The organism is Shewanella sp. SR43-8, assembly GCF_014163775.1.
Taxonomy (GTDB): domain Bacteria; phylum Pseudomonadota; class Gammaproteobacteria; order Enterobacterales; family Shewanellaceae; genus Shewanella; species Shewanella vesiculosa.
This window is the reverse complement of the sequence record NZ_JACJDX010000007.1, coordinates 274,403-295,730: the sequence shown is the minus strand read 5'-3', so window position 1 is coordinate 295,730 and position 21,328 is coordinate 274,403. Positions and strand designations below refer to the sequence as shown.

The 21,328-nt window shown below is 41.7% G+C and carries 20 protein-coding genes and 2 tRNA genes; 8 read left to right on the top strand and 14 right to left on the bottom strand.

The window, feature by feature from the left end; genetic code table 11:
* The first annotated feature begins 2 nt into the window (after positions 1 to 2).
* Both H5114_RS11385 and H5114_RS11380 read left to right on the top strand, forming a co-directional pair.
* Positions 3 to 76, top strand: a tRNA-Cys gene (locus tag H5114_RS11385).
* Between the two features lie 49 nt (positions 77 to 125).
* A tRNA-Leu gene (locus H5114_RS11380) sits at positions 126 to 211 on the top strand.
* 439 nt (positions 212 to 650) lie between these two features.
* Here H5114_RS11380 and H5114_RS11375 read toward each other — a convergent pair.
* The 6 genes from H5114_RS11375 to betI form a co-directional block, all read right to left on the bottom strand.
* A complete protein-coding gene (locus H5114_RS11375; protein WP_124014928.1) occupies positions 651 to 1,136 on the bottom strand; it encodes a MarR family winged helix-turn-helix transcriptional regulator in 486 nt (161 codons plus the stop codon).
* A gap of 125 nt (positions 1,137 to 1,261) precedes the next feature.
* Positions 1,262 to 1,969 (bottom strand): TorF family putative porin, encoded by a 708-nt coding sequence (locus H5114_RS11370; protein ID WP_182722972.1) that lies wholly within the window; start codon positions 1,967 to 1,969, stop codon positions 1,262 to 1,264.
* A gap of 27 nt (positions 1,970 to 1,996) precedes the next feature.
* Positions 1,997 to 3,214, bottom strand: coding sequence for a BCCT family transporter (locus H5114_RS11365; RefSeq protein ID WP_124014926.1), 1,218 nt, complete (start codon positions 3,212 to 3,214; stop codon positions 1,997 to 1,999).
* A gap of 198 nt (positions 3,215 to 3,412) precedes the next feature.
* Positions 3,413 to 5,107 carry a choline dehydrogenase gene (gene betA / locus H5114_RS11360; RefSeq protein WP_124014925.1) on the bottom strand — a complete coding sequence of 565 codons (1,695 nt, stop codon included), beginning with the start codon at positions 5,105 to 5,107 and terminating at the stop codon, positions 3,413 to 3,415.
* Between the two features lie 13 nt (positions 5,108 to 5,120).
* Positions 5,121 to 6,587, bottom strand: coding sequence for a betaine-aldehyde dehydrogenase (gene betB, locus H5114_RS11355; RefSeq protein ID WP_182722971.1), 1,467 nt, complete (start codon positions 6,585 to 6,587; stop codon positions 5,121 to 5,123).
* Complete coding sequence (gene betI, locus H5114_RS11350) at positions 6,575 to 7,183, bottom strand: transcriptional regulator BetI (protein WP_182722970.1); 609 nt, start codon at positions 7,181 to 7,183, stop codon at positions 6,575 to 6,577. The genes betB and betI overlap by 13 nt, the downstream gene beginning before the upstream one ends.
* A gap of 1,011 nt (positions 7,184 to 8,194) precedes the next feature.
* On the opposite strand from betI, the gene H5114_RS11345 reads away from it, so the two are divergent.
* Positions 8,195 to 8,401 carry a hypothetical protein gene (locus tag H5114_RS11345; RefSeq protein WP_124014922.1) on the top strand — a complete coding sequence of 69 codons (207 nt, stop codon included), beginning with the start codon at positions 8,195 to 8,197 and terminating at the stop codon, positions 8,399 to 8,401.
* Positions 8,402 to 8,465: 64 nt separating this feature from the next.
* Here the strand turns inward: H5114_RS11345 and H5114_RS11340 are convergent, their stop codons facing one another.
* The 3 genes from H5114_RS11340 to H5114_RS11330 all read right to left on the bottom strand — a co-directional run bounded on the left by H5114_RS11340 (position 8,466) and on the right by H5114_RS11330 (position 11,962).
* Positions 8,466 to 8,756, bottom strand: a complete 291-nt coding sequence (locus tag H5114_RS11340; protein ID WP_182722969.1) for a hypothetical protein — start codon at positions 8,754 to 8,756, stop codon at positions 8,466 to 8,468.
* A 61-nt stretch (positions 8,757 to 8,817) separates the two neighbouring features.
* A complete protein-coding gene (locus H5114_RS11335; RefSeq protein WP_124014921.1) occupies positions 8,818 to 9,339 on the bottom strand; it encodes an NADPH-dependent FMN reductase in 522 nt (173 codons plus the stop codon).
* Positions 9,340 to 9,892: 553 nt separating this feature from the next.
* Entirely contained in the window at positions 9,893 to 11,962 is a 2,070-nt protein-coding gene (locus H5114_RS11330) for a M13 family metallopeptidase (protein WP_182722968.1), read from the bottom strand.
* A 290-nt stretch (positions 11,963 to 12,252) separates the two neighbouring features.
* Between H5114_RS11330 and H5114_RS11325 the strand changes: the two genes are divergently transcribed.
* Together H5114_RS11325 and H5114_RS11320 are read left to right on the top strand one after the other, a co-directional pair.
* Positions 12,253 to 12,642 carry an antitoxin Xre-like helix-turn-helix domain-containing protein gene (locus H5114_RS11325; RefSeq protein ID WP_182697405.1) on the top strand — a complete coding sequence of 130 codons (390 nt, stop codon included), beginning with the start codon at positions 12,253 to 12,255 and terminating at the stop codon, positions 12,640 to 12,642.
* Positions 12,626 to 13,309 carry an RES family NAD+ phosphorylase gene (locus H5114_RS11320; protein WP_182722967.1) on the top strand — a complete coding sequence of 228 codons (684 nt, stop codon included), beginning with the start codon at positions 12,626 to 12,628 and terminating at the stop codon, positions 13,307 to 13,309. The genes H5114_RS11325 and H5114_RS11320 overlap by 17 nt, the downstream gene beginning before the upstream one ends.
* A 174-nt stretch (positions 13,310 to 13,483) precedes the next feature.
* Here H5114_RS11320 and H5114_RS11315 read toward each other — a convergent pair whose 3' ends face one another.
* Genes H5114_RS11315 through H5114_RS11300 form a run of 4 tightly spaced genes read right to left on the bottom strand, consistent with a single transcriptional unit; the run spans position 13,484 to position 16,935 of the window.
* Positions 13,484 to 14,068 (bottom strand): membrane integrity-associated transporter subunit PqiC, encoded by a 585-nt coding sequence (locus H5114_RS11315; RefSeq protein ID WP_182697403.1) that lies wholly within the window; start codon positions 14,066 to 14,068, stop codon positions 13,484 to 13,486.
* Positions 14,069 to 14,087: 19 nt separating this feature from the next.
* Positions 14,088 to 15,059 (bottom strand): MlaD family protein, encoded by a 972-nt coding sequence (locus tag H5114_RS11310; RefSeq protein ID WP_182722966.1) that lies wholly within the window; start codon positions 15,057 to 15,059, stop codon positions 14,088 to 14,090.
* On the bottom strand, positions 15,056 to 15,820 hold the full coding sequence (locus tag H5114_RS11305) for an ABC transporter ATP-binding protein (RefSeq protein ID WP_182697401.1): 765 nt from the start codon (positions 15,818 to 15,820) through the stop codon (positions 15,056 to 15,058). Before H5114_RS11305 ends, H5114_RS11310 begins: the two co-directional genes overlap by 4 nt.
* A gap of 2 nt (positions 15,821 to 15,822) precedes the next feature.
* On the bottom strand, positions 15,823 to 16,935 hold the full coding sequence (locus H5114_RS11300) for an ABC transporter permease (RefSeq protein ID WP_182722965.1): 1,113 nt from the start codon (positions 16,933 to 16,935) through the stop codon (positions 15,823 to 15,825).
* 303 nt (positions 16,936 to 17,238) lie between these two features.
* Between H5114_RS11300 and H5114_RS11295 the strand changes: the two genes are divergently transcribed.
* The 3 genes from H5114_RS11295 (at position 17,239) to H5114_RS11285 (ending at position 19,763) form a co-directional block, all read left to right on the top strand.
* Positions 17,239 to 17,652 (top strand): LexA family transcriptional regulator, encoded by a 414-nt coding sequence (locus H5114_RS11295; protein WP_124014913.1) that lies wholly within the window; start codon positions 17,239 to 17,241, stop codon positions 17,650 to 17,652.
* Between the two features lie 6 nt (positions 17,653 to 17,658).
* Complete coding sequence (locus H5114_RS11290) at positions 17,659 to 18,915, top strand: Y-family DNA polymerase (RefSeq protein WP_182722964.1); 1,257 nt, start codon at positions 17,659 to 17,661, stop codon at positions 18,913 to 18,915.
* A 278-nt stretch (positions 18,916 to 19,193) separates the two neighbouring features.
* A complete protein-coding gene (locus H5114_RS11285; RefSeq protein ID WP_182722963.1) occupies positions 19,194 to 19,763 on the top strand; it encodes a NifB/NifX family molybdenum-iron cluster-binding protein in 570 nt (189 codons plus the stop codon).
* Here H5114_RS11285 and H5114_RS11280 read toward each other — a convergent pair.
* Complete coding sequence (locus H5114_RS11280) at positions 19,749 to 21,071, bottom strand: sigma-54-dependent Fis family transcriptional regulator (protein ID WP_259395281.1); 1,323 nt, start codon at positions 21,069 to 21,071, stop codon at positions 19,749 to 19,751. The two genes, H5114_RS11285 and H5114_RS11280, sit on opposite strands and share 15 nt — an antisense overlap.
* Positions 21,072 to 21,328: the final 257 nt, after the last annotated feature.

Here is a 21,328-nt window from a genome sequence, read left to right as displayed (position 1 = left end):
ATGGCGCGATGGCAGAATGGCTATGCTACGGATTGCAAATCCGTCTATCTCGGTTCGACTCCGGGTCGCGCCTCCACAAAATTGCGTTTAATGGTTACTTTTAGTAGCGGTTAAAACAACACTTTGCCCGAGTGGTGGAATCGGTAGACACAAGGGATTTAAAATCCCTCGCTGAATAAGCGTGCCGGTTCAAGTCCGGCCTCGGGTACCATTATTTATAGTAAGAAATTACATACTTAAGTATGGTGTAAAAAAGCCTCAACAATAGTTGGGGCTTTTTTACGTCTGTAATTTAGCCTACACATTCAGTGATAAGTAGATAGATAAAATGCTGAAAAGATAAAATCCCTCGCGCTCAACTTGAACATCAGGCGTACAGGCGCAGGTTAATTTGATGATACATCGCGTATTGCTCTTGAAATTGTGAGCTGATTTTAGATATAGCCACAATGTGCCTTGCATGAGTTAAAGGCCAGTAATGAGCTTGGTGTGAATTTGGTATGAAGTTGATATTTTAATCGGGTTGCATTGCATTGCAGGCATCGCAATGATTGCTAAGCAATAACATCATCTGGAGGGCTAAAAGTTAAAGGCTAGCCAGCAAGCTTATAACGCAAGATTATTCTTGCGCTACAGGCTGTAAAGGGGACTTATTGAGCAGGATCGTCTACTTGAATTTGGCCGACGTACAATACAGGCGCCGCATCAATATCATTTGCATCCATCATGGTGGCGATGCGCTCAACGGCCGACAATAATTGGCTTTGTTCCCATTCTTCAAGATTTTGATAACGCATAATAAAATGCTCTTGTAGCGGTTTAGGTGCACTGTTTAATAATGTTTTACCAGCATCACTCAATGACAAGTGTACTTTGCGCTTGTCAGTTTCACTGCGCGTTCTAATCACCATGCCACGATTTTCGAGTCGATCAATTATGGTCGTCACTGTCGCCGCACTTAAATTAATCTCTTGCGCGATTTTTTTTGCTAATGGTGCTTCAAGTTGATCCACTTTCTGCATAACCATTAATTGTGGTCCAGTCAGACCGGATAGTTTATTTAATTGACGCGAGTGAATATCAATAGCTCTGATCACTCGCCGTAATGAAATTAGTAGTTGTTCGTATTTTTCCATAATCCCCTCATAATTCACCACGCACCATAACAGAATTCAGCTTATGACTCATGTCCAATATCAAAAAAAAGCAGAATAATGCTATAGACATTATTCTGCTTGGTTATTTTTTCAATTATGGCAAATTATAAGCTAAAAGTACGCGCCACAGATACCACAGCACGAGTATCACTGATATCGCTATCTAGGCTGGTATCTTCTACTGCAAGGTTGAAATCAAAACCTTCCCAGCTTGTCATGTATTCTGCACGATAATGGTTGTAAGAATCACTGTCTCCCCATGCCCACTTATTTTCGTCTTGCGACGTTGAACGATCGAAGCTGACGCGAATGTCATGACCTTCTGCAACAGTGAATGTATGGGCTGCCATCATGATGTAATGACCTGCATCAACACCAAAATAATCCCATGAGTACCAGAAGTTTAATTCACTTTGACCAAGTGATGAAGCATAACCAAACTTAGTGTATACCTCTGGATAGTAATACTCATCAGAGGCATCATCGCCGTGATATGTGTAGTAAGCAATACCCGCATCGAGCGATACTCGGTCTGTTAACTCAAAATATTTACCAGCATAAAAATCAAGCTCTAGCCAAGTATCATCTCCGCCACCAAAGTCTACGTTTGATGCCCAAGCACCGACATACCAACCATCATCGGCCGCGTAATCTAGGCTAGCTTGTAATGCTGGGCTATTATCTGTTTGGCTTACACCATTAAAAGTGTAATCAGACGTTGCATTAACCGTTGTGCTCAGTTCTCCTGCCATGACAGAAGTGGGTAGGGTAAATAAACTTAATAGGGCTAACTTTTTTATTGTCGTATTCATCATTATTCCTTGGATTGTTTTTATTGTTTAGTCTGCTAATTCGATTTTAGTAAAATCGATTTTATTTTCTTTTGGAGAGCGTTCAATATCCCCGACCGTACGATGGTGCGATTTCAAAATGTATATGAAACAGCTTAATATCAAGCCTATAGCCAGTGCGCCTACTAATTGAATCTGTAAAAAGTCTAGTTTAAATAATAAGGTTAAGCCACTCAGTACAACAATATTACCAACGATATAAGGAACTTTACCAAAACGTTCAACAGTGATGTTCAAATTGTCAGTATATAAACGAACGAGTGAATCTAATGAGTTAATTACAAATGTTATCCCTACTACTACCATAGCAAGATTATAAAACCCTGAGGTATCGAGAGCGTTTGCACTGTAGTAATACAACACTGTAAACCAAATCGCGATCGGGATTGAAGGGAATACCATCATAGCCAGTAACACTTGATAGGTTTTCATACCACCCACAAAGCGTGCCGTAAATTGACCAATCATAATGCTCCAAGCAAACCACCAGAACAGGTAGAACTCATGATAATCGTTTATCGGTAGTACAAAGTTATGAATGTTAGCAAAGTAGTCGCCAATTAATGCAAATGTAGTGAAAAACTCACCGACACTTGAGTCATCGGATAAAAATGCACCAGACCACATAACGGCGATTAAGCCTAAGAATAACCAAGTACTGCCTAAACTGAGATAACGAACATAGCGAATACTGGTGCTTGAATACACTGCTGCAGCAATAACCATAAACACAATGAGGTAGAAGCTGCCGACAATGCTTTCACCATCACCTAACTGTGGTAAATACCAAGGTAAATTGCTTAATAATAAATAAGCGGTGAAGGCACACGTACCAATGATGACGATGTTATTGATAAACTTAATCAGTGGAATTTCAAAATACTTTACTCTGGGTTCAATGACACAGAAGTAGAAGCAGGTTAAAAAGTAAAATGCCCAAATTAAGCAGGCCCAAAAGCCAAACTCAATTGCCAGTGGATTAGTAAATCCATATTCTGGACTGGCAGCTAAATCGGCATAACCGGCAAACTCAGTCAACGGGAACATGATTAAACCTACATCAAGCCCGGAGGTGAACAAAATAGCAATAAAGGTAAACTTACGTACTGGGGTGACACCAATACACTGCATGTTACCCCAACGATAAATCACAAATGCGATTGCGGCAAAAGTAAATAGAATACCTATTGATAACCAGGTCGTCATTTTTTGGCTCCTTGTTGTATGTTTTTAATGCCATAGAACAATTTTTAAAGGCAAAATGCCCTCAAGCCTTAAGTATCGTGTTGACGATAGTTAAACCCTGATAGATTGATCTCAGCTAAATTGGCCATTTACAATTGTGAAGGTTGGCCACAACCTGTTATTGATGTGTATATAGGAATACACATCAATGAATGAGGGCTAATCGGAATGTCGTTTCGGAGCTTGTAAGCGTTGTGATGTTTGCCAATGCTTAGCAATAGTCACTTTTGCCAAACTGGGTGCCAGTGGCTTGTTACCTAAAATAATGTCGGCAGCACGCTCGGCAACCATGATGGTCGGTGAGTTCAAATTCCCATTAGGAATGGTTGGAAAAATAGATGAGTCAACGACTCTTAAACCGTTAATACCGTGAACTTTCGTTTCTGAATCAACCACGGCCATATCATCCTCACCCATTTTGCACGAGCAAGAAGGGTGATAGGCGCTTTCAACTGAGCTTCTGACAAAACGGTCAATTTCTTCATCGGTTTTGACCGCTAAGCCTGGCTGAATTTCTTCACCACGATATTCATCTAAACCCGGTTGATTAATAATTTCACGGGTCAAACGAACGCACGCTCTAAAACCTTCGATATCATCTTGATGTGACAAATAATTGAACTGAATTTGTGGGGCAACCTTGGCATCATTTGATACGACCGTTACTGCACCGCGGCTTTTAGGTTTGTTGTGGCCAATATGCACTTGGAAACCATGGCCCGCAAACGCTTCTTTACCGTCGTAACGCATTGCTGCAGGTAGGAAATGATATTGCAGATCTGGCCACTCTAAACCGGCTTTTGAGCGGATAAAACCACAAGACTCAAAATGGTTAGTTGCGCCTAAACCCGATTTATTTAAAATCCATCGCGCACCAATAAATAATTTGCTTAATGGATCTATCTTGCCATTAAGCGAAATCGGTTTTAAGCACTTAAATTGGAAGTAAAACTCTAAATGGTCTTGCAAGTTTTGGCCTACACCAGGCAATTGATGAACTTGCTCAATACCTGCACTCGCTAATGTACTGGCATCGCCAATGCCCGACAGTTGTAAAATATGCGGCGAACCAATAGAACCTGCTGATAAAATCACTTCTTTATTGCAGTTAACATCAATTAGCTCGCCTTTACGTTCGTAACGAACGCCAACAGCCGTTTTGCCTTGCATAATTACTTTATGTACAAGCGCATGAGTAACCACGGTTAAATTCGAGCGTTTCATCGCAGGGCGAAGGTACGCATTGGCTGTAGACCAACGCACGCCGTTTTTAACTGTCATGTGCATTGGGCCAAAGCCTTCTTGCTGACTGGCATTGTAATCACTCGTCGCTAGGTAACCGGCATCGACACCTGCATCAACAAAAGCTTGATATAACGGGTTTTTCATCTCATTACCGTTATTAACTGCTAATGGACCTTTATCACCGCGATAAACATTACCGCCAAAAGACCAGGTTTCAGCTTTTTTAAAGTAAGGCAGACAGTGAGCATAATCCCAGTCTTTTGCACCTTGTTGCTGCCACTCGTCAAAATCACGCGCATGGCCACGCACATAAACCATGCCATTAATGGATGATGAGCCGCCGAGTACCTTGCCTCGAGGGCAATGCATACGACGATTATCTAAATGGGGTTCTGCTTCTGTTTCAAACTGCCATGCATACTTTTTGGTATTCATCGGGATAGATAACGCCGTAGGCATTTGAATAAAAATGCTTTTGTCGCTACCTCCGGTTTCAAGTATGAGGACTTTATTGTCAGGGTTTTCCGTTAAGCGGTTGGCTAATACACAACCTGCGCTTCCGGCACCGACAATAATATAATCGTATTCATGAGATATTTGCGTAGACATTAATTGGTCACTCCTAAAATGGGCTTTCAAGTGACTGCATACCAACGTAAACAGCTTTAATTTGGGTGTATGCTTTCAAGGTTTCAGAGCCATTCTCGCGGCCAATACCAGACATTTTGTAACCACCAACCGGCATTTCTGCTGGTGAGGCACCATAAGCATTGATCCAACAAATACCAGCTTGAATTTGATGAATAACCCGATGAGCGCGAGTAATGTCTTGGGTAAACACCCCAGCCGCTAAGCCTAGATGTGTACTATTAGCACGTTTAACGACTTCGTCTTCATCAGTAAAGGTCAATACCGACATGACTGGGCCAAAGACTTCTTCTTTAGATAGCGTCATTTCATCAGTGCAATCAGTAAAAATTGTTGGCGCGACAAAGAAACCATTTGGCGCATTGTCAGGCTTTAATGCACTACCGCCCGTTAACAAAGTCGCCCCTTCTTTTTTACCAATCTCAATATAATCAAGCACTTTTTGTTGATGATCTCGTGAAATCAACGCGCCGAAATTAGTGTTAGGGTCCATTGGGTCGCCGCAAACAATATTCTGCTCAGTACGTTCTTTTAAACGTTGAATAAATTGTGGATAAATATCTTGCTGCACAAAGACTCTCGTACCATTGGTACACACTTCGCCTTGCGTATAAAAATTGGCTAACATTGCCGCAGAAACGGCATTTTCAACATCGGCATCGTTAAATATTATCAATGGCGACTTACCACCAAGTTCCATGGTTACGTCTTTAAGTGTTCCCGCCGCAGCTGCCATGACTTTTTTACCGGTACCGACTTCGCCAGTGAATGACACTTTAGCGATATCTTCATTACTGGTTAGCCATGCGCCCACTTTACCGTCACCTTGAACAACGTTAAATACGCCATCTGGTACGCCAGCTTGTGTGAATATTTCTGCCAAACGCATTGCACCGCGTGGTGTTTCTTCTGATGGCTTAAAAATCATCACATTACCGCAAGCGAGCGCAGGTGCCGCTTTCCAACAAGCTATTTGCAGCGGATAGTTCCAAGCACCAATGCCGGCACAAATGCCTAATGGCTCGCGGCGAGTGTAATAAAAGTCCGCTCCAACAGGTTGTTGATTGCCTTCAATACTTGGGGCAAGTCCGGCAAAGAACTCTATAGAGTCGGCGCCAGTAACCACATCAACTACCGATGCTTCTTGCCATGGCTTACCGGTATCCAATACTTCACCTGCTGCAAGTTCATCATTTTGTTCACGTAGTAGGGCAACGGCTTTTAATAAAATGCGGCTACGTTCGATTGGCGCCATTGCCGACCAAATTGCAAATCCTGCTTTCGCGCTCGCAATAGCCGCCTGTTGTACTGTTTCGGTAGCCACTTCAACTAAATAACTGACATCACCAGTCGCAGGATTAATAACCTCGAAGGTTTCTCCGCTACCATTTGAAATGTATTTACCGTGAACATAATTTTGGTATGTAATTAACGCTGACATTCAATTTCTCCGTGTTGCACGATCACAGCCTCAATAAAGGCTTTAGATAAAATTTGGGCTTGCTTAAAATCTTCTATCGGGGTGGAGCTCAGCGCGCTGCGTAACCAAAAACCATCAATCACTGCAGCGGTTTGCTTTGCTGCATTAATCGCTGCGGTATTGGGTAATAATTGCTTAAACGAAAAAAGCAGATTGCTGTATAACCGCTGACTATTAATATTTTGTAATCTTGCCAGCCCAGGATCGTGCATCGCTTGTGACCAGAAGCTTAACCATGTTTTTGTCGCGGCATTTGAACGTTGTAATTCAGTAAAGTTTGCTTCCACTATCATCGAAAGCCGTGTTACTGGAGTTAATGTTTTGCCTGATGTTCTCGTCAGTAATGCCTGCTTTAATTCATCTAACAGAAATTTCTGCGTGGCTTCTATTAACCCTTGCTTGCCACCAAAATAGTGACTGATAATTCCCGATGACATTCCCGCCAAGCCACTAATGGTATTAATCGTAGTGTGTTGCAACCCATGACGTTCGACTGACATTAACGTGGCATTTATCAGCTGTTGTTGTCTGACGTTTTTCATTATCGGTCTTGACATAAAAGGGGTCCGTTATCTGTATTAAGAATTATTAATTGAACGCTCAATTAATAAGTATGCTAATGATTAGTGCTGTAACTATCAAGCTATAATTTGATATAGGTCACAACAAAGTGGTTGTAAAATAGGGTAGGAATGCGATTATTTTCTGTAAATCTATGTTTTACATAGGTTGATTGTTGCGATCTTAACGTTGATCTTATGTTGTTAAAAACAAAAAAATTTTACATGAAATCATTACAGCTGCAGTTATTTTTGGATTTTTTATAAAAAATCGACATCATCGTAACGTCGATATTTGTCATCAATAATCCTTTATTGATGAATCGTTATTGATGGTTGACATCTAAGAAAACGCTAATCTGAAACCCACTATCGTAATCATGTGTTATCGATCGTCACCATTTTTAGGACGCAACATTTAGAACTAATGGGGGTTAACATTTACAGGAAAGTGCCTATCTGATGCACTTAAGTCATTAGCCAGATTAACTGTAAGGCTCAATATAATTCTGCATCGATGTCATTGATTGATCATTGAAAGGGAGTGGCTTGTGATTAGCTGGCGATAGATAGGTAAACAAGTTCCATGCTATAACCTTATACAAGCTTATGATCTAAGGTGTAGATATTAAGATTGTTAACTAAGAAACCATTAAGTATTCAATTATCAGGCGTTAACTAAGCGGTTAAAGGCGCGCAGTAGACGATCAATGATTATCTTAACGCTTTATTTTAATGGTCAATTATCAGACGTTAACTAAGTGGTTAAAGATGGGCTGTAGACGATCAATGATTATCTTAACGCTTTATTATAATGGTCAATTATCAGGCGTTAACTAAGTGGTTAAAGATGGGCAGTAGACGATCAATGATTATCTTAAAGCCTTATTATAATGGTCAATTATCAGGTGTTAGCTAAGAGGTTAGAGATGGGAAGTAGACGATCAATGATTATCTTAACGCTTTATTATAATGGTCAATTATCAGGCGTTAATTAAGAGGTTAGAGATGGGAAGTGCATCAATGATCATGTGGAGTGTTCTATTTGGCGCTATTGGTATGGGTTATTTTGTTTTTGGTAAACGCCAACGTGCGATTGTCCCCTTGTGTATTGGCATCGCGTTAATTGTGTTTCCTTATTTTGTTGCCAGTGTCACTAGCTTACTGATTATAGGCGTTGTTTTAGTTGCGATACCCTACTTTATCCGGCTTTAGTTGTGAGTATATGCCACGATTTAGCATCAGAGTTAAATCTGACCATTGCTACACCAGTGGCTTTTTATGCTCCAAAGAAAGTGGCTCCAAATAAAGGTTTAGCATTTTTAATGTTTGGTTGAATGGGCTTTAAGATTGTACCCTCATTACAGTCAATCACCTGCTGTGGGCTTATGTGCAGATACTGTTTCGGAACGCTTTGCGCCATCCATGGTCGCTTGTATGCCTTGGAATATATAGATATACGTGAAAGGCCATGGTCAGAATCGGTGAAGTCAGCTTTGTTGTACTCGTAGTCAGAATCCTTAAACATAATTTCATCAATGCTTTCTTTTTGCATAATATGCTCAAGCATTCTGACTCTTGTTGTATTGTTAGTTACCTAAGAGGGAAAATATCCCCTCAAAAAGACAAACTTAGAATTTACTGATTGCAGCAAGCAAACTTTGATTGAATGTCTTATCAGTAACGACGCCTTCCTCTAAGTCAAAATTATCAAAAAAGCTTGGTAATGATATAGCGGCTATTACTGTTGCTGCAAAGTAGGGCGCTGATGCTTGCGCTGCGGCTAAGACACTTTGCGCTCCTCCAGGACCTGGCGAGGTGGACAGCATAAGAATCGGTTTATTTTGAAAGACTTTCATGTCTATTCGAGATGTCCAATCGAACAGGTTTTTATAGGCTGATGTATATGAGCCATTGTATTCAGCGAATGACATCACGATAGTATCTGCTGCGCCAATCGCGTTATAAAAATCGTGTGCTAATTGCGGAATACCAAATTCAGTTTCTCTGTCTACGCTGTATATGGGCATTTCAAAGTCATGAATGTCGATTAGCGATATATCTGCATTGTTGATTTGCTGTGCGGCATAAAAAGCCAATTTTTTGTTAATAGAGTTTTTGCTGTTGCTTGTGCCGAAGGTCAGTACTTTCATTTTAATTCCCTGTGATCAATATTATTTCAAGTGTGTAGTATAGATTGCTTTTTAAGGGTGGCGCGCCTATCAGCGTGAGGGCTAAAGTAACACCGCCACTAGTAAGTAAAAGTCACTGTATCCCAGCTTGGCGATGTGTAGTGGGCAAGTGAAGTTAGCCATTATTTTTAGGTAATTCAATTACTTTTTCATATTAAAGGTTATTCGAAATCATTCTGACTTATAAAATTACTAACACACTTCTATTCCTAAACGAGTTATAAAGTGCTCACTGTATTGCCAGCGACGATGAACCAATATGCCTAGGCCGTAAACATATTCAAACGTTATTCCGTTATCGATCAATCTTGAGATAATTTGTATCTACTGTTGAGACTTTACTATTATCTATTTCATTCGTTTCTGATGTGAGTCACCAGGTTGCTGATATTTGTTCAAACATTTGTGCCGATAGTGATAAAAAATGCCAGTCAGTTAACTGACTGGCATTTTTTCATTGTGATTTATGCGTGTTGTAACTAAGACAACTTATTGCAGGTCTTTACTCACTAAATTACCAAATACGTACGCGTTGCTCTTCAGGTAAGTACAACTCGTCACCGGGTTTAACATCAAAGGCTTTGTACCAAGCATCGTGGTTACGTGGGGCGAGGGCGCGGTAACGACCTGGTGCATGAGTGCCAGCACGAAGTTGGCTTAACATGCTTTGCTCGGTACGTTTTTCTTTCCACACTTGAGCCCAAGCTAAAAAGAAGCGTTGATCGCCAGTAACGCCATCAATAACCGGTGCTTCTTTACCTTTTAAGCTCAACTTATAAGCGTGGTACGCCATTGATAAGCCACCAACATCGCCGATGTTTTCACCTAAACTGTTACGTCCGTTGACAAAGTTTTCTGGAATAGGCTCATATTTGCTGTACTGCTCAGCCAGTTTATCGGCTTTAGCATCAAAGGCTGCGCGATCTTTGTCAGTCCACCAATTACGCTGAATACCATTAGCGTCTGATTTAGAGCCTTGATCATCAAATCCATGACCCATTTCGTGACCAATGACCGCACCAATACTGCCATAGTTCACTGCGGGATCTGCGCTTGGATCAAAAAATGGCGGTTGTAATATAGCCGCAGGGAACACAATCTCATTAAACGAGCTGTTGTAATAGGCATTGACTGTTTGCGGGGTCATGCCCCAACGATTACGATCGGTTTTTTCCAGTTCCTGAGCTACGCTGTCGGCTTGGAAGTATTTGCGCAGATTTTTAATATCACCGACTAAATCATTTTTAGTCAGGGTTAAACCATCAAATTCTTGCCATGAATCTGGATAACCAATTTTAGGGTTAAATGCCGCTAATTTAGCATGGGCATTCACTTTAGTTTCATCGCCCATCCACTCTAAACCATCAATACGCTGTCCAAGTGCTGTGCGTAAGTTTTCAACTAATTCGGCCATTTGTTGCTTAGACGACTCAGGAAAGTAACGTGACACATACACTTTACCGATTGCAAAGCCCAATGATTGAGTGCCTGACATTTCTTCTACCGCGCGTTTCCAACGTGGACGAGGTTGTTCTTGGCCTGTTAACTCTTTGCCATAAAAAGCAAAATTAGTATTGAAAATATCTTCTGATAATAATCCGGCATTATTACTGACCGTGTGGTAGGTCAGATAATCCTGCCATACATTTAATGGCTGTTGATTTATCAAGTCAATGATAGCCTTAACCGGTTCAGGTTCAGATATATTGAGTTGAGGGACTTGATAGCCTGTTTGTGCAAAATATAAATCCCAGTCGAATCCAGGATATTGCTGAGCAAGATCTGCGCGCTTAAGTTGGTTTAAGGTTAAATCGCGATTACGACGTTTCTCTCTAGGCCATTGTGCTTGTGCTATTTTAGTTTCAAGTGCAAGAATCGCCGCGGCACGTTTTTCACCGTCTTTTATCCCCGCAAAAGCCAACATTGCAGCGATATGCTCAACATAAGCTTTACGAATATTCACAAAGCGATCACTTTCTTCTAGGTAATATGAACGGTCTGGTAAACCCAAGCCACCAGCGCCAATGGTCATTTCATATTGATTAGGGTCTAAACGGTTAAACCACATTCCACCCCAAATAGGTGATGATGTACCTGTAAGCCAGGCTTCGCCGAATATTTTTGTTAAGTCTTGAGTCGAGTTGATTGCCGCTATTTGATCTAAGGTGCCTTTAATTGGTGTGATACCCAACTTATTAATGGTTTCGGTATCCATATAGGCATGATAAAAATCAGCAATTAATTGTTCTTCTGCATTTAAATCACTGCGGCCAGCAATATCATCAATAATTGCTTTGACTTGATCTTCACTGCGCTCAGCTAAGGCATTAAATGCGCCGTAACGGGTTTTGTCTGCTGGCATGACAAAGTTGTCGTACCAATGACCACTGGCATACATAAAGAAGTCATCGCCAGGTTTAACCGCTTCATTACGCGCTGTTAAGTCAATACCAAAAGTACCTAATTCAGCTTTAGCAGGAGCAGGCGAAGTGACGGCTGCAACCTGAGTATTCGTTGTATCAGATACACCACAACCTGCTAATAGTGCAGTGGTTAATCCAATCGCAATTAAGGATCTATTCATTGTTATCGTATTCCTTAGCCAATGTGTTGACAGAGTTATTTGCTTCGTCATCTTGAAAGAATGACACAAAATGTCAACATTTGAATTGTTAGCAAATTTTAGCAACTAGGTTATTAATAAGACATTTCAGCGATGAATCTTCCTTGTTAACTATGGTTTTTGCCACTTATCTCGCGATGATTTTACACCGTAAAAATAGTATAATTTGAATAAACTCCATGTGTGGAGTATTATTGGTTGTGGTAATGATTCGTTTTATATCGCTGTATAAATCTCTGAGGGGGCTGGATATGTCTGCAATTGAGCAAGCTGTGTTACAGCAAAATCCTGAAAAAACTGCCCAAGTCGCGCTGAAGGTGTTTTTTAATATCATGGATGCTTGGCATGTAAGAGCAAAAGATCAAATTGTGCTGTTAGGTAGGCCGGCCGAGTCGACATTTTATAATTGGAAAAAAGGTAAAGTGTCGTCATTGTCGCCAGATACCTTGGAGCGTATTTCATACGTTTTAGGCATTTATAAAGCCCTTGGGAGTTTATTTCCGACAAGAGATCAAGCCGATGCTTGGCCTCAAAAAGTCAATCAAGCCTTTAATAATCAAACAGCTTTGGAGTATATGCTAAAAGGTAGCATGATAAATTTGAGTGATATGCGGAGATACCTTGATGCACAACGAGGTTAATACCATTGAGCCTAACGCGGATAAGCTGTACAGATTAGTGCCCAGCCATTTTCCGCCAATCGACTTATTTGAACAGGTCGCCAACCCTGATGAGCTTGAGATAGTCTTTGCTATTGAATCACTCACCAACGACCGTCTACGTGAAGAAGCAGGCGACTTGGCCCTAGTGCCAGTAGAACAACGTATTTCTGGTATTGGAACCTCGCCAATAATGGCGGCATTTACCCATATTGGTACGCCATCACGCTTTACCGATGGTTGTCAATTTGGAGTGTATTATGCGGCTAAAACGTTACATACCGCCTTTGCTGAAACCATTTACCACCGAGAAGTGTTTTTACGCGCGACTAATGAGCCCGATACCGAACTCACTATGCGTTGCTATATTAATCAAGTCGCGTTGGCACTGCATGATATTAGATCCCAAGAATTTGATTACTTATACACAGATGACTACGCGATAGCACAGCAATTTGCTAAAGCGTTGCGTGCCCGTGACAGTAACGGTTTGGTATATCGTAGTGTAAGAGACAGTGGTGGTGAATGTATTGCGGCATTCAAACCTAAAGCCGTCACAATCCCACTGCAAGGTGGGCATTACAAATACATCTGGAGTAGTAAAAAGCAAAAGATTGAGCACATATTAGAAGTCAATTTGATTAAGTAACCGCAGCCTTTTATCGGTTCTCATCTTCAGATAAACAAATGTAAAATGAATCGCATCTAATGCTACAACTCGTTTAATACCTAAATCTTTTACACGTTAGGCGCTCAAGCCGCTATCTAGAATCAACCTCACTATTCTATAAATTGCATTATCTCTTATGCTTAAACTTTCCGGTTAATCTGGCAGTTGTTGCAGTGACTTATCGATTTGCTCAGATAACTGAGCCAATAAATGGCTGTATGCACTAACCATGTCTGGTGCCGTTGCTCCTGCTTTGGTGACAGCAGTGAAGTGTTGCTGGGTGATATGTCGGTTTACTTGGTTATCGATAAGATCCCAATAAACATTTAGTCTGACATTGTTACTGTCTCTGCTTAAGCTCATAAGCTTTATTTTGACACTGTACTGCGGGCTATTTTCTGCTCCCCAGGGGAATAACACTAACTTACGACTATGATCGCTTTGGTTGAGATTAATACTCACGACACGGCCGATACCTTGATCTAATGGCTCAGCCCAGTAGCTGTTGGCTATTCTTTGTAGGCTGCCATCTTCAAGCGGATATACCATTTGAGTAAAGTTTAGGTACTCGGGTATTTCAATAGGGCCAATGCCAATATCGTATTCGAGTGATGTACTGCCGGGCTCTATCTGCAAGGACGGTGCGGTTAACACAAAGTACTGTTTTGGCGGTGAGCTTTGGCAGCCGCTGATCAGGCTAAGTGCCAATAAACTCACACTCCAATATAGTGATCTCATCCAAGATAGCCTCATAACATTATTCTCCTTGCTTACCACGTATAATCGCCTCGGGTTGCTCATCTAAGGTTTCACTTAAACTACGTAACGCCCGAGCTGTGCGGCTAATCTCTGCCAATGTATTGGTTAATTCAATCACGAGTGGGGAGTTTTGATCTAAAGAATTACCTGCTTGATTCGCCAACTGATCAATACTGACTAATGTTTTGTGCAGTGCCGCTAAACTGAGGTTGAGAGACTCAACCATTTGCGGTTCATCTTTACTTAACTGCATCAGTAAACTATCTAGTTTAGCCAGTACTTCGATACTCTTGGTGCCTAATGTCGCCTGAGTTGTATCGATATGCACAGCGGTGTTTCTAACGGCTGTTGCAGCGCGATCAAAATTATCCAGCGCTTGCTGTATTTTGCCACTGGCGGCAATGTCGCTAAGTTGCTGAGCCAATTTATCCACATTGGTGATGACGTTTTTCAAGTTCAATGATTGCAGATCTTTAAATAAGGATTCGAAATCAGTCGCTATGGTTGGTAGCTCCAATAATGAATCTTTGTCATCATGAAAATGTGCGGATGTGTTGGGATAAAAATCTAACTCAACATAGAGTTGGCCGGTTAATAAACTCAGATAATTCAGCTGAGCACGTAAGCCATTCTCTATCGCATGGGAGAAAAACTCTTCTCCCACTTGTATGCCTTTAAGATTGATGCGTTTCAACAGTAAATCGGCGTGAACTGAGGCCGTGACACCTTGGCTACTGTCGTTGGGGAAATCAATGCTAATATCGCTTATTTCACCAATGATTACGCCTTTTAACTTCACTGGCGCACCGACTTGAAGCCCTTGTACTGAGTTATTGAAATACATGACCACAGGCGCTTTTTCGGCAAATATTCGCCCACCAGAAAAAAATAGCAGGGCAATAAACACTAAAAGAATCGCGCCAAAGATAAAGGCCCCAATCGCAAGAGGAAGTCGCTGGCTTTTACTCATGATGCCTCCACTTTATCAGCACGATTGAGAAATTGTCGCACTCGAGCTTGGCTACTGTTAAGTTTTAATTCTCTCGGATCGCCACAATCAAGCATGGTATTGGTTTGATTATCAAGAAACACACAGCGGGTGCCGATTGACAATATACTGGGTAGCTCGTGCGATACGATAATCACGGTCGAGTCCAGTGCTTGGCAAATTTGCACAATTAGGTGATCTAAGCGCATAGAGCTAATGGGATCTAAGCCTGCTGAAGGCTCATCAAAAAATAACAATTGTGGATCCAGTGCAATCGCGCGTGCCAAGCCTGCACGCTTATGCATACCGCCACTTAATTCGGCAGGGTAAAATTTTTCAAATCCAGCTAAGCCGACTAAAGCAAGCTTATATGCCACAGCCTCTGCTATTTGCCGATCCGAAAGGTCGGTATACAGTTGTAACGGTAAAGCCACATTTTCGGCAAGCGACATACTGGAAAACAACGCGCCAGTTTGAAACGTGATCCCCCAGTCTTTGAGCATGGCCACTTGCGCTGGTTCATCAGCGTCATAAAAGTTTTTACCTTGATAAAGTACTTCTCCCTTAAGTGGGGTTAACAATCCTACCATTGATTTAAGTAAGGTTGTTTTGCCGCAACCGCTTCCGCCAATGACAAAAAAAATATCATTTTTGTTAATCTCGAAGTTCAGTTGTTTTTGTACCTCGGTCGTACCATAACCGACACTAAGATTGCGTACACTGATGAAGGCATCATCCACCATAATTAGATCCCTAACTTATCGTATAAGATATTGAGCGCGGCATCGGAAACCACCAGAAACACAATGGCTTTAACTACAGCACTGGTCGTGGCTAAACCAACGGCATTAGAATCTCGCCCGCATTTAAGCCCGGCCTGACAACCTGCAATCGCAATCAAAAAACCAAAAATAAGGCTTTTTATCAACCCGGTGGATATGTCTACCCAATCAATGGCAACCTGAGTTTGTAAAATATATTGGGTGTAACTCACGCCCATGCCATTGGCAACTACTGCACCGCCGATCATGCCTATCACGTCAGAGTAAATGCACATTAACGGCATAATGAAAATCAATGCCAACAAGCGAGGTAACACCAGAAACTCCATGGTGGAAATACCCATGACTCGCAGCGCATCAATCTCTTCATTGACCTGCATGGTGCCTAATTGAGCTGCATACGCGGCTCCCGTTCTGCCAGCCATAATAACGCCTGTCATCAGGGCGCCCATTTCGCGTACCATTCCAATCGCCACTAAGTTAGCGACATACACCTGAGCACCTAACTGACGCAGCTGCACTGAACCTAAATAGGCTAAAATCATTCCCACTAGCAGACTAATCAAAGTGACAATCGCCAGTCCTTTAGGCCCTGCTTGTTCAATAAAAAATACGATATCACTGCGCCGAGTACTGGCTTTACCTCTTAACCAACGCCCTAATGCCAACGTGCTTTCCCCGACAAACACTAAGCCATCGTGCACCTGTAAGCCTTGTACAATCATGCCTTTACGAAGCGTGACCCACATGCCACCAATGACACCATCATTCGCCGTTTGATACACAGGCACATCGGTAGCTAGCTGCAGTAATTGTTGTAATCCTTGTGGGGTATCTTGAATATTGAGGGCTATTTTTTGTTGTTCACACCAGCGGGATAATTGTAATAAGGCAATGGCAAGGCTTGAATCCCACTGAGATAATTCAGTCGTCACTAATCTGACAGTATGGCAAGTTGCGGGAAGGGCGGCACAAATATCGGCACCTAGTGGTGCTTGGCCTAATTGCCAATCACCTGCAAGACTCAGGTCGCAGTTGTCATCGTGCATGTCGATATCAAATGTGGCGAGTGTCATACTAGACCCCAAAAAAAGTAGCAATCAAGTGTATATTTGCATCAAATTCATTGTTGTACTGATCACAAGTGTAGACCAATCGCTCAGATTGTATTTTGACCTTGAACAAATAAATTCATTAACTATTAAACTGATAACGCTATCTAGCTGGCTAATAACAACCTTCAATGGCTAAATATGCCGCCTGCATATCGCGGTTTAACATAAATAAACTTGCACAGACAAAATTTAGCGCTACTATGTATCCTATAAATGGTACTGTGTTTTTATACAGTGTCTAGTATAAATGTACGAGGTTAGCGTATGCGCTTTATTCCCATTGTCGCCAGTGCTGGCATTACCGGTTTTGAAAGCCCTGCTGCTGAGTATCTTCAATTAGGCCTCAGTCTTGATGAGATGTTAGTGCAACATCCAAGTTCGACTTTTATCGGCTTAGCCCAAGGGGAGTCAATGCAAGGTGTTGGGATATTCGATGGCGACTTACTGATTGTCGATCGTCATGAAACGGCTAAAAGTGGCGACGTGATTGTGGCTAATTTTAATGGTGAATTTGTGTGTAAAATTCTCGATCTGCAACGGCGAATGCTAGTGTCATCTCATGAGCAACATTTACCAGTAACTATTTGCGATTATGATGACTTTAGTATTGAAGGTGTGGTGATCCGCTCAATTCGTTGTCATCGCCAAAGCCCCATGTTTGTTAGCCACCAAGGGTAAGCAACAATGTTTGCCTTAGTTGATGCCAATGCTTTTTATTGCAGTGCTGAACAGGTATTTCGCCCTGATTGGCGTGGTAAGCCAATTATTGTACTGAGCAATAACGACGGTTGTATTGTGGCTGCTAATCGACAAGCAAAAGAAGCGGGCATACAAAAATTTCTACCCTATTTTCAAGTTAAAGCGCTATGTGCCGAGCGTAATGTGATTGTGTGTTCATCTAACTATGAGCTCTATGCCGATTTATCAGCAAAAATGATGGCGATAATAGGTCGCTTTGCGCCCGATCAGCATGTGTACTCCATCGATGAATGTTTCCTGTCGTTTAAACACAGTTACCCCGCGATTAAATGCCTGCATACTCATGGTCAGTTAATCCGTCGTACGGTTTGGAAAGAAGCGCGTTTACCCGTCTGTGTCGGTATGGGTGACACCTTGACCTTAGCCAAGATAGCCAATCATGCCGCTAAAAAAATTCCAGGGTACCAAGGTGTTTGCGTAATTGAGACATTGCAGCAACGCACTGACATTTTGCGTCAGCTTGCGGTCGGTGATGTATGGGGCATTGGTAGGCGCATAAGTAAAAAACTTGAAGTAATGAATATTCGCAGCGCATATGATCTTGCCTGTATGCCACCGAGCCTTGCGAGAAAACAATTTAGTATTGAAATAGAGCGAACGGTTCGTGAACTGAATGGTCAAGTCTGTAAACAATGGGATGAGGCAAGGGCAGATAAAAAACAAATTTTCTCGACTCGTAGTGTTGGTGAGCGCATCACTGACTATGAATTGCTATTACAGGCATTGAGTAAACATATCGCTATCGCGGCGCTTAAAGCGCGTCAGCAAGGCTCGTATTGCAAAACCATGTTGCTGTTTGCCAGTAATTCCCCTCATGACGAACGGCCCGTGAGTGATAAGGTCATTGTCCATTTCCCTTGCCCGACACATTGCTCTGTTGAACTCACCAAAGCGCTTAGACAAGCTGCACCAAGGTTGTTTCGCGTCGGTGTGCGGTATTACAAAATTGGCGTAGGCCTTGTTGATTTAGCCAGCGAGAAATATTTTCAATTTGATTTATTCAATCCTGCTAAGGTCGATTATGCCCTCATGCACACCCTTGATAGCATCAACCAACGTTATGGCCGCGATACTGTGTTTCTTGCTGCACAAGGAATACAACAAAAGTGGGCAATGCGTCGTGATTTGCTTACTCCTCAATATTCAACTCAATGGAAATGCTTACCCAAGATTAAATGTTAATATTTTTATGGGTTCCATCATTAAAATTGTCATTGAGCAAATAAAATAGAAATCACTGATTCGATTATTGGTATTGATATTGAGCTAAGCGTGGCACCGGTCACAAAATATCAATGCTAATTGGCATATGCCATTAATCGGCGTATATATAGCATATGCCAATTACTGTTAATCGATAATGGCAAGCATTAATGTCATCAACCATAACCATTTATGCCGTTTAAACTAAATGGTATCTCGATGATAAAATTTAATATTGTACAGTGAGGACTGCCCCCATGATTACAGCCATACCCATGAAAGCGGAAAATATTTCCAACCATTTTAGCAAAGCCGATGAGGTACTGTTTATTAATGACCAAGCTCAAGTCGTCGGGCGTTTTACCAACCCAGCTTTACTCGATGGATGTGAGGGCAAGCAGCAATTAGTCAGTTTGATACTGGCACAAGGCGCTAATCGGGTGATCATACGTAATATTGGCCAGCAGTTATTGTCTAAGCTACTAAACCAGAATTTGAGTGTATTTCATGCAAAAAACGGCCGTACAGAGTTACAGCATTTTGCGGCTGCTGTTTTATCCAACTGTGAACAATATACCCAGGTAAGTCAGGGGCGTCCGTCAGTGAAACATATTGCTAAGCAAGCTAATGGCGGTTGTTGCGAACATGATCATGCTGATGGAGAAGCGGGCTGTCACAGTGCACCTGAGGCGAAACGTTGCTGTGAAACTAAAGCGGGCGCAGAAAGCGCCATGATGAAACCTTGTTGTAATAAAAAGCACTCACTCACTCATGCACCAACATTAGTGAATGCGCAGGTCGAAGTGATGTGCTTACAGCGCTGTTAGTTTTAAATCATAGCGCTGTAATTTACGATATAAAGTACGAACACTAATATTAAGCTTAATGGCTAATTCTGCAGGAGACCCTTGAAATTGCTCACAGACCTGAAAAAGATACCTATACTCAACGTCATCTAATGACATGATCGTGGTTGCCGTTTTTAGGGAATTGTTTTCTTCGGTCGACAGGTTATTAGGTTGAACAATTTCAGGTAAATCACTGCAGTGGATCATATCTTCGTTGGCTATTAATGCTGATTGCTCAATAATGTTTTTCAATTCACGAATATTACCTGGATAGGCATAACGACTGAGTAAGGTTAACGCATTAGCTGAAAACTTTTTATGTTTGTATTCAGAATATTTAATAAAGTGATTAACGAGCGTTGGAATATCATCATGGCGTTCACGTAACGAGGGTAAGTAAATCGGAAATCCTGCAATGCGATAATACAAATCACGTCTGAATTCTCCTTTTTCAACTAAATCGAGTAAATTTTTATGGCTGGCGCTGACTAATCTAAAATCAGAACGTTTTTGTTTTAAGCCCCCAACGGCGCGATAGCATTGAGTTTCAAGTAATCTGAGTAACTTGACTTGCATATTCATTGGTACGTCGCCAATTTCATCAAAAAACACCGTCCCACCATGGGCGATTTCAATCAGACCTTTTTTGCTGGTGGTCGCCCCGGTAAAGGCACCTTTTTCATAGCCAAATAATTCACTTTCGAATAGATTCTCACTCAGTCCGGTACATTCAATCACCACAAATGGCTTATCACTTCTACTGCTGGCCTGATGTACAGCTTTGGCGACCAGCTCTTTACCAGCGCCTGTTTCACCTTGCAATAGTACTGCAATGTTGGATTGAGAGGCGCGATTTATCCGATTGAGCATTTCCTTAAACGGCGCGGATTGACCGACCATAGTGCCTTTTTTAGATTCGATCGATGCATAATCAATAGCATCTAGAATCTCTAGAAACCCTAAGATTTGGCCGTCATTATCTTTAATCGGTTTCATTAAAATATCGCAATATGACTTGCCATGAGCCGTGCTATGGATATGCATCGCATTGGCTGCTCTAGTCGTACTCAGGCATTGCTGTAAAGGGCAATCTTCGCCGTGTTTGTCACAAGGTTCGTTACTGTGATGGGAAATTTGATGACACTTACTTTGACCCAATATCACTTTGGTCTCATATGTTTCTGCATAGGCTTCATTGACCGCATGTATGACATAGTCAGGGGTAATAAATATTGCCGGTTTATCAATCGCGTTTATCATCGATTGGACTACGGTAGTGTTATCCATTTATTGCTCTCGCTTGTCTATATATGCATCAGTTAATTCTAATATGTCATTATAGGTGCCATAATTGTCACGTCAATGCCACATTTGTCACTTGGTAACCTTGCATTTACATTATCTAAACATTGATTGGTTCTAGGCAACTGATTTCATTGCCTTAAAATTTAAGATGTGATCTGGCACAAGCTTTGTATAGCTCTAATATACATGTCTGATGGCCGTATTGAGTTCAAAGACACTGTAAATGGGGAGAACATTCA

Coding starts and splice junctions, on each gene's coding strand:
- H5114_RS11340 (WP_182722969.1), bottom strand. CDS start 8,756: ATGCTTGAGCATATTATGCAAAAAGAAAGCATTGATGAAATTATGTTT.
- H5114_RS11375 (WP_124014928.1), bottom strand. CDS start 1,136: ATGGAAAAATACGAACAACTACTAATTTCATTACGGCGAGTGATCAGA.
- betB (WP_182722971.1), bottom strand. CDS start 6,587: ATGTCAGCGTTAATTACATACCAAAATTATGTTCACGGTAAATACATT.
- H5114_RS11370 (WP_182722972.1), bottom strand. CDS start 1,969: ATGAATACGACAATAAAAAAGTTAGCCCTATTAAGTTTATTTACCCTA.
- H5114_RS11330 (WP_182722968.1), bottom strand. CDS start 11,962: ATGAATAGATCCTTAATTGCGATTGGATTAACCACTGCACTATTAGCA.
- H5114_RS11315 (WP_182697403.1), bottom strand. CDS start 14,068: ATGAGATCACTATATTGGAGTGTGAGTTTATTGGCACTTAGCCTGATC.
- betI (WP_182722970.1), bottom strand. CDS start 7,183: ATGTCAAGACCGATAATGAAAAACGTCAGACAACAACAGCTGATAAAT.
- H5114_RS11305 (WP_182697401.1), bottom strand. CDS start 15,820: ATGGTGGATGATGCCTTCATCAGTGTACGCAATCTTAGTGTCGGTTAT.
- H5114_RS11320 (WP_182722967.1), top strand. CDS start 12,626: ATGCACAACGAGGTTAATACCATTGAGCCTAACGCGGATAAGCTGTAC.
- H5114_RS11365 (WP_124014926.1), bottom strand. CDS start 3,214: ATGACGACCTGGTTATCAATAGGTATTCTATTTACTTTTGCCGCAATC.
- H5114_RS11280 (WP_259395281.1), bottom strand. CDS start 21,071: ATGGATAACACTACCGTAGTCCAATCGATGATAAACGCGATTGATAAA.
- H5114_RS11335 (WP_124014921.1), bottom strand. CDS start 9,339: ATGAAAGTACTGACCTTCGGCACAAGCAACAGCAAAAACTCTATTAAC.
- betA (WP_124014925.1), bottom strand. CDS start 5,107: ATGTCTACGCAAATATCTCATGAATACGATTATATTATTGTCGGTGCC.
- H5114_RS11310 (WP_182722966.1), bottom strand. CDS start 15,059: ATGAGTAAAAGCCAGCGACTTCCTCTTGCGATTGGGGCCTTTATCTTT.
- H5114_RS11290 (WP_182722964.1), top strand. CDS start 17,659: ATGTTTGCCTTAGTTGATGCCAATGCTTTTTATTGCAGTGCTGAACAG.
- H5114_RS11285 (WP_182722963.1), top strand. CDS start 19,194: ATGATTACAGCCATACCCATGAAAGCGGAAAATATTTCCAACCATTTT.
- H5114_RS11295 (WP_124014913.1), top strand. CDS start 17,239: ATGCGCTTTATTCCCATTGTCGCCAGTGCTGGCATTACCGGTTTTGAA.
- H5114_RS11300 (WP_182722965.1), bottom strand. CDS start 16,935: ATGACACTCGCCACATTTGATATCGACATGCACGATGACAACTGCGAC.
- H5114_RS11325 (WP_182697405.1), top strand. CDS start 12,253: ATGTCTGCAATTGAGCAAGCTGTGTTACAGCAAAATCCTGAAAAAACT.
- H5114_RS11345 (WP_124014922.1), top strand. CDS start 8,195: ATGGGAAGTGCATCAATGATCATGTGGAGTGTTCTATTTGGCGCTATT.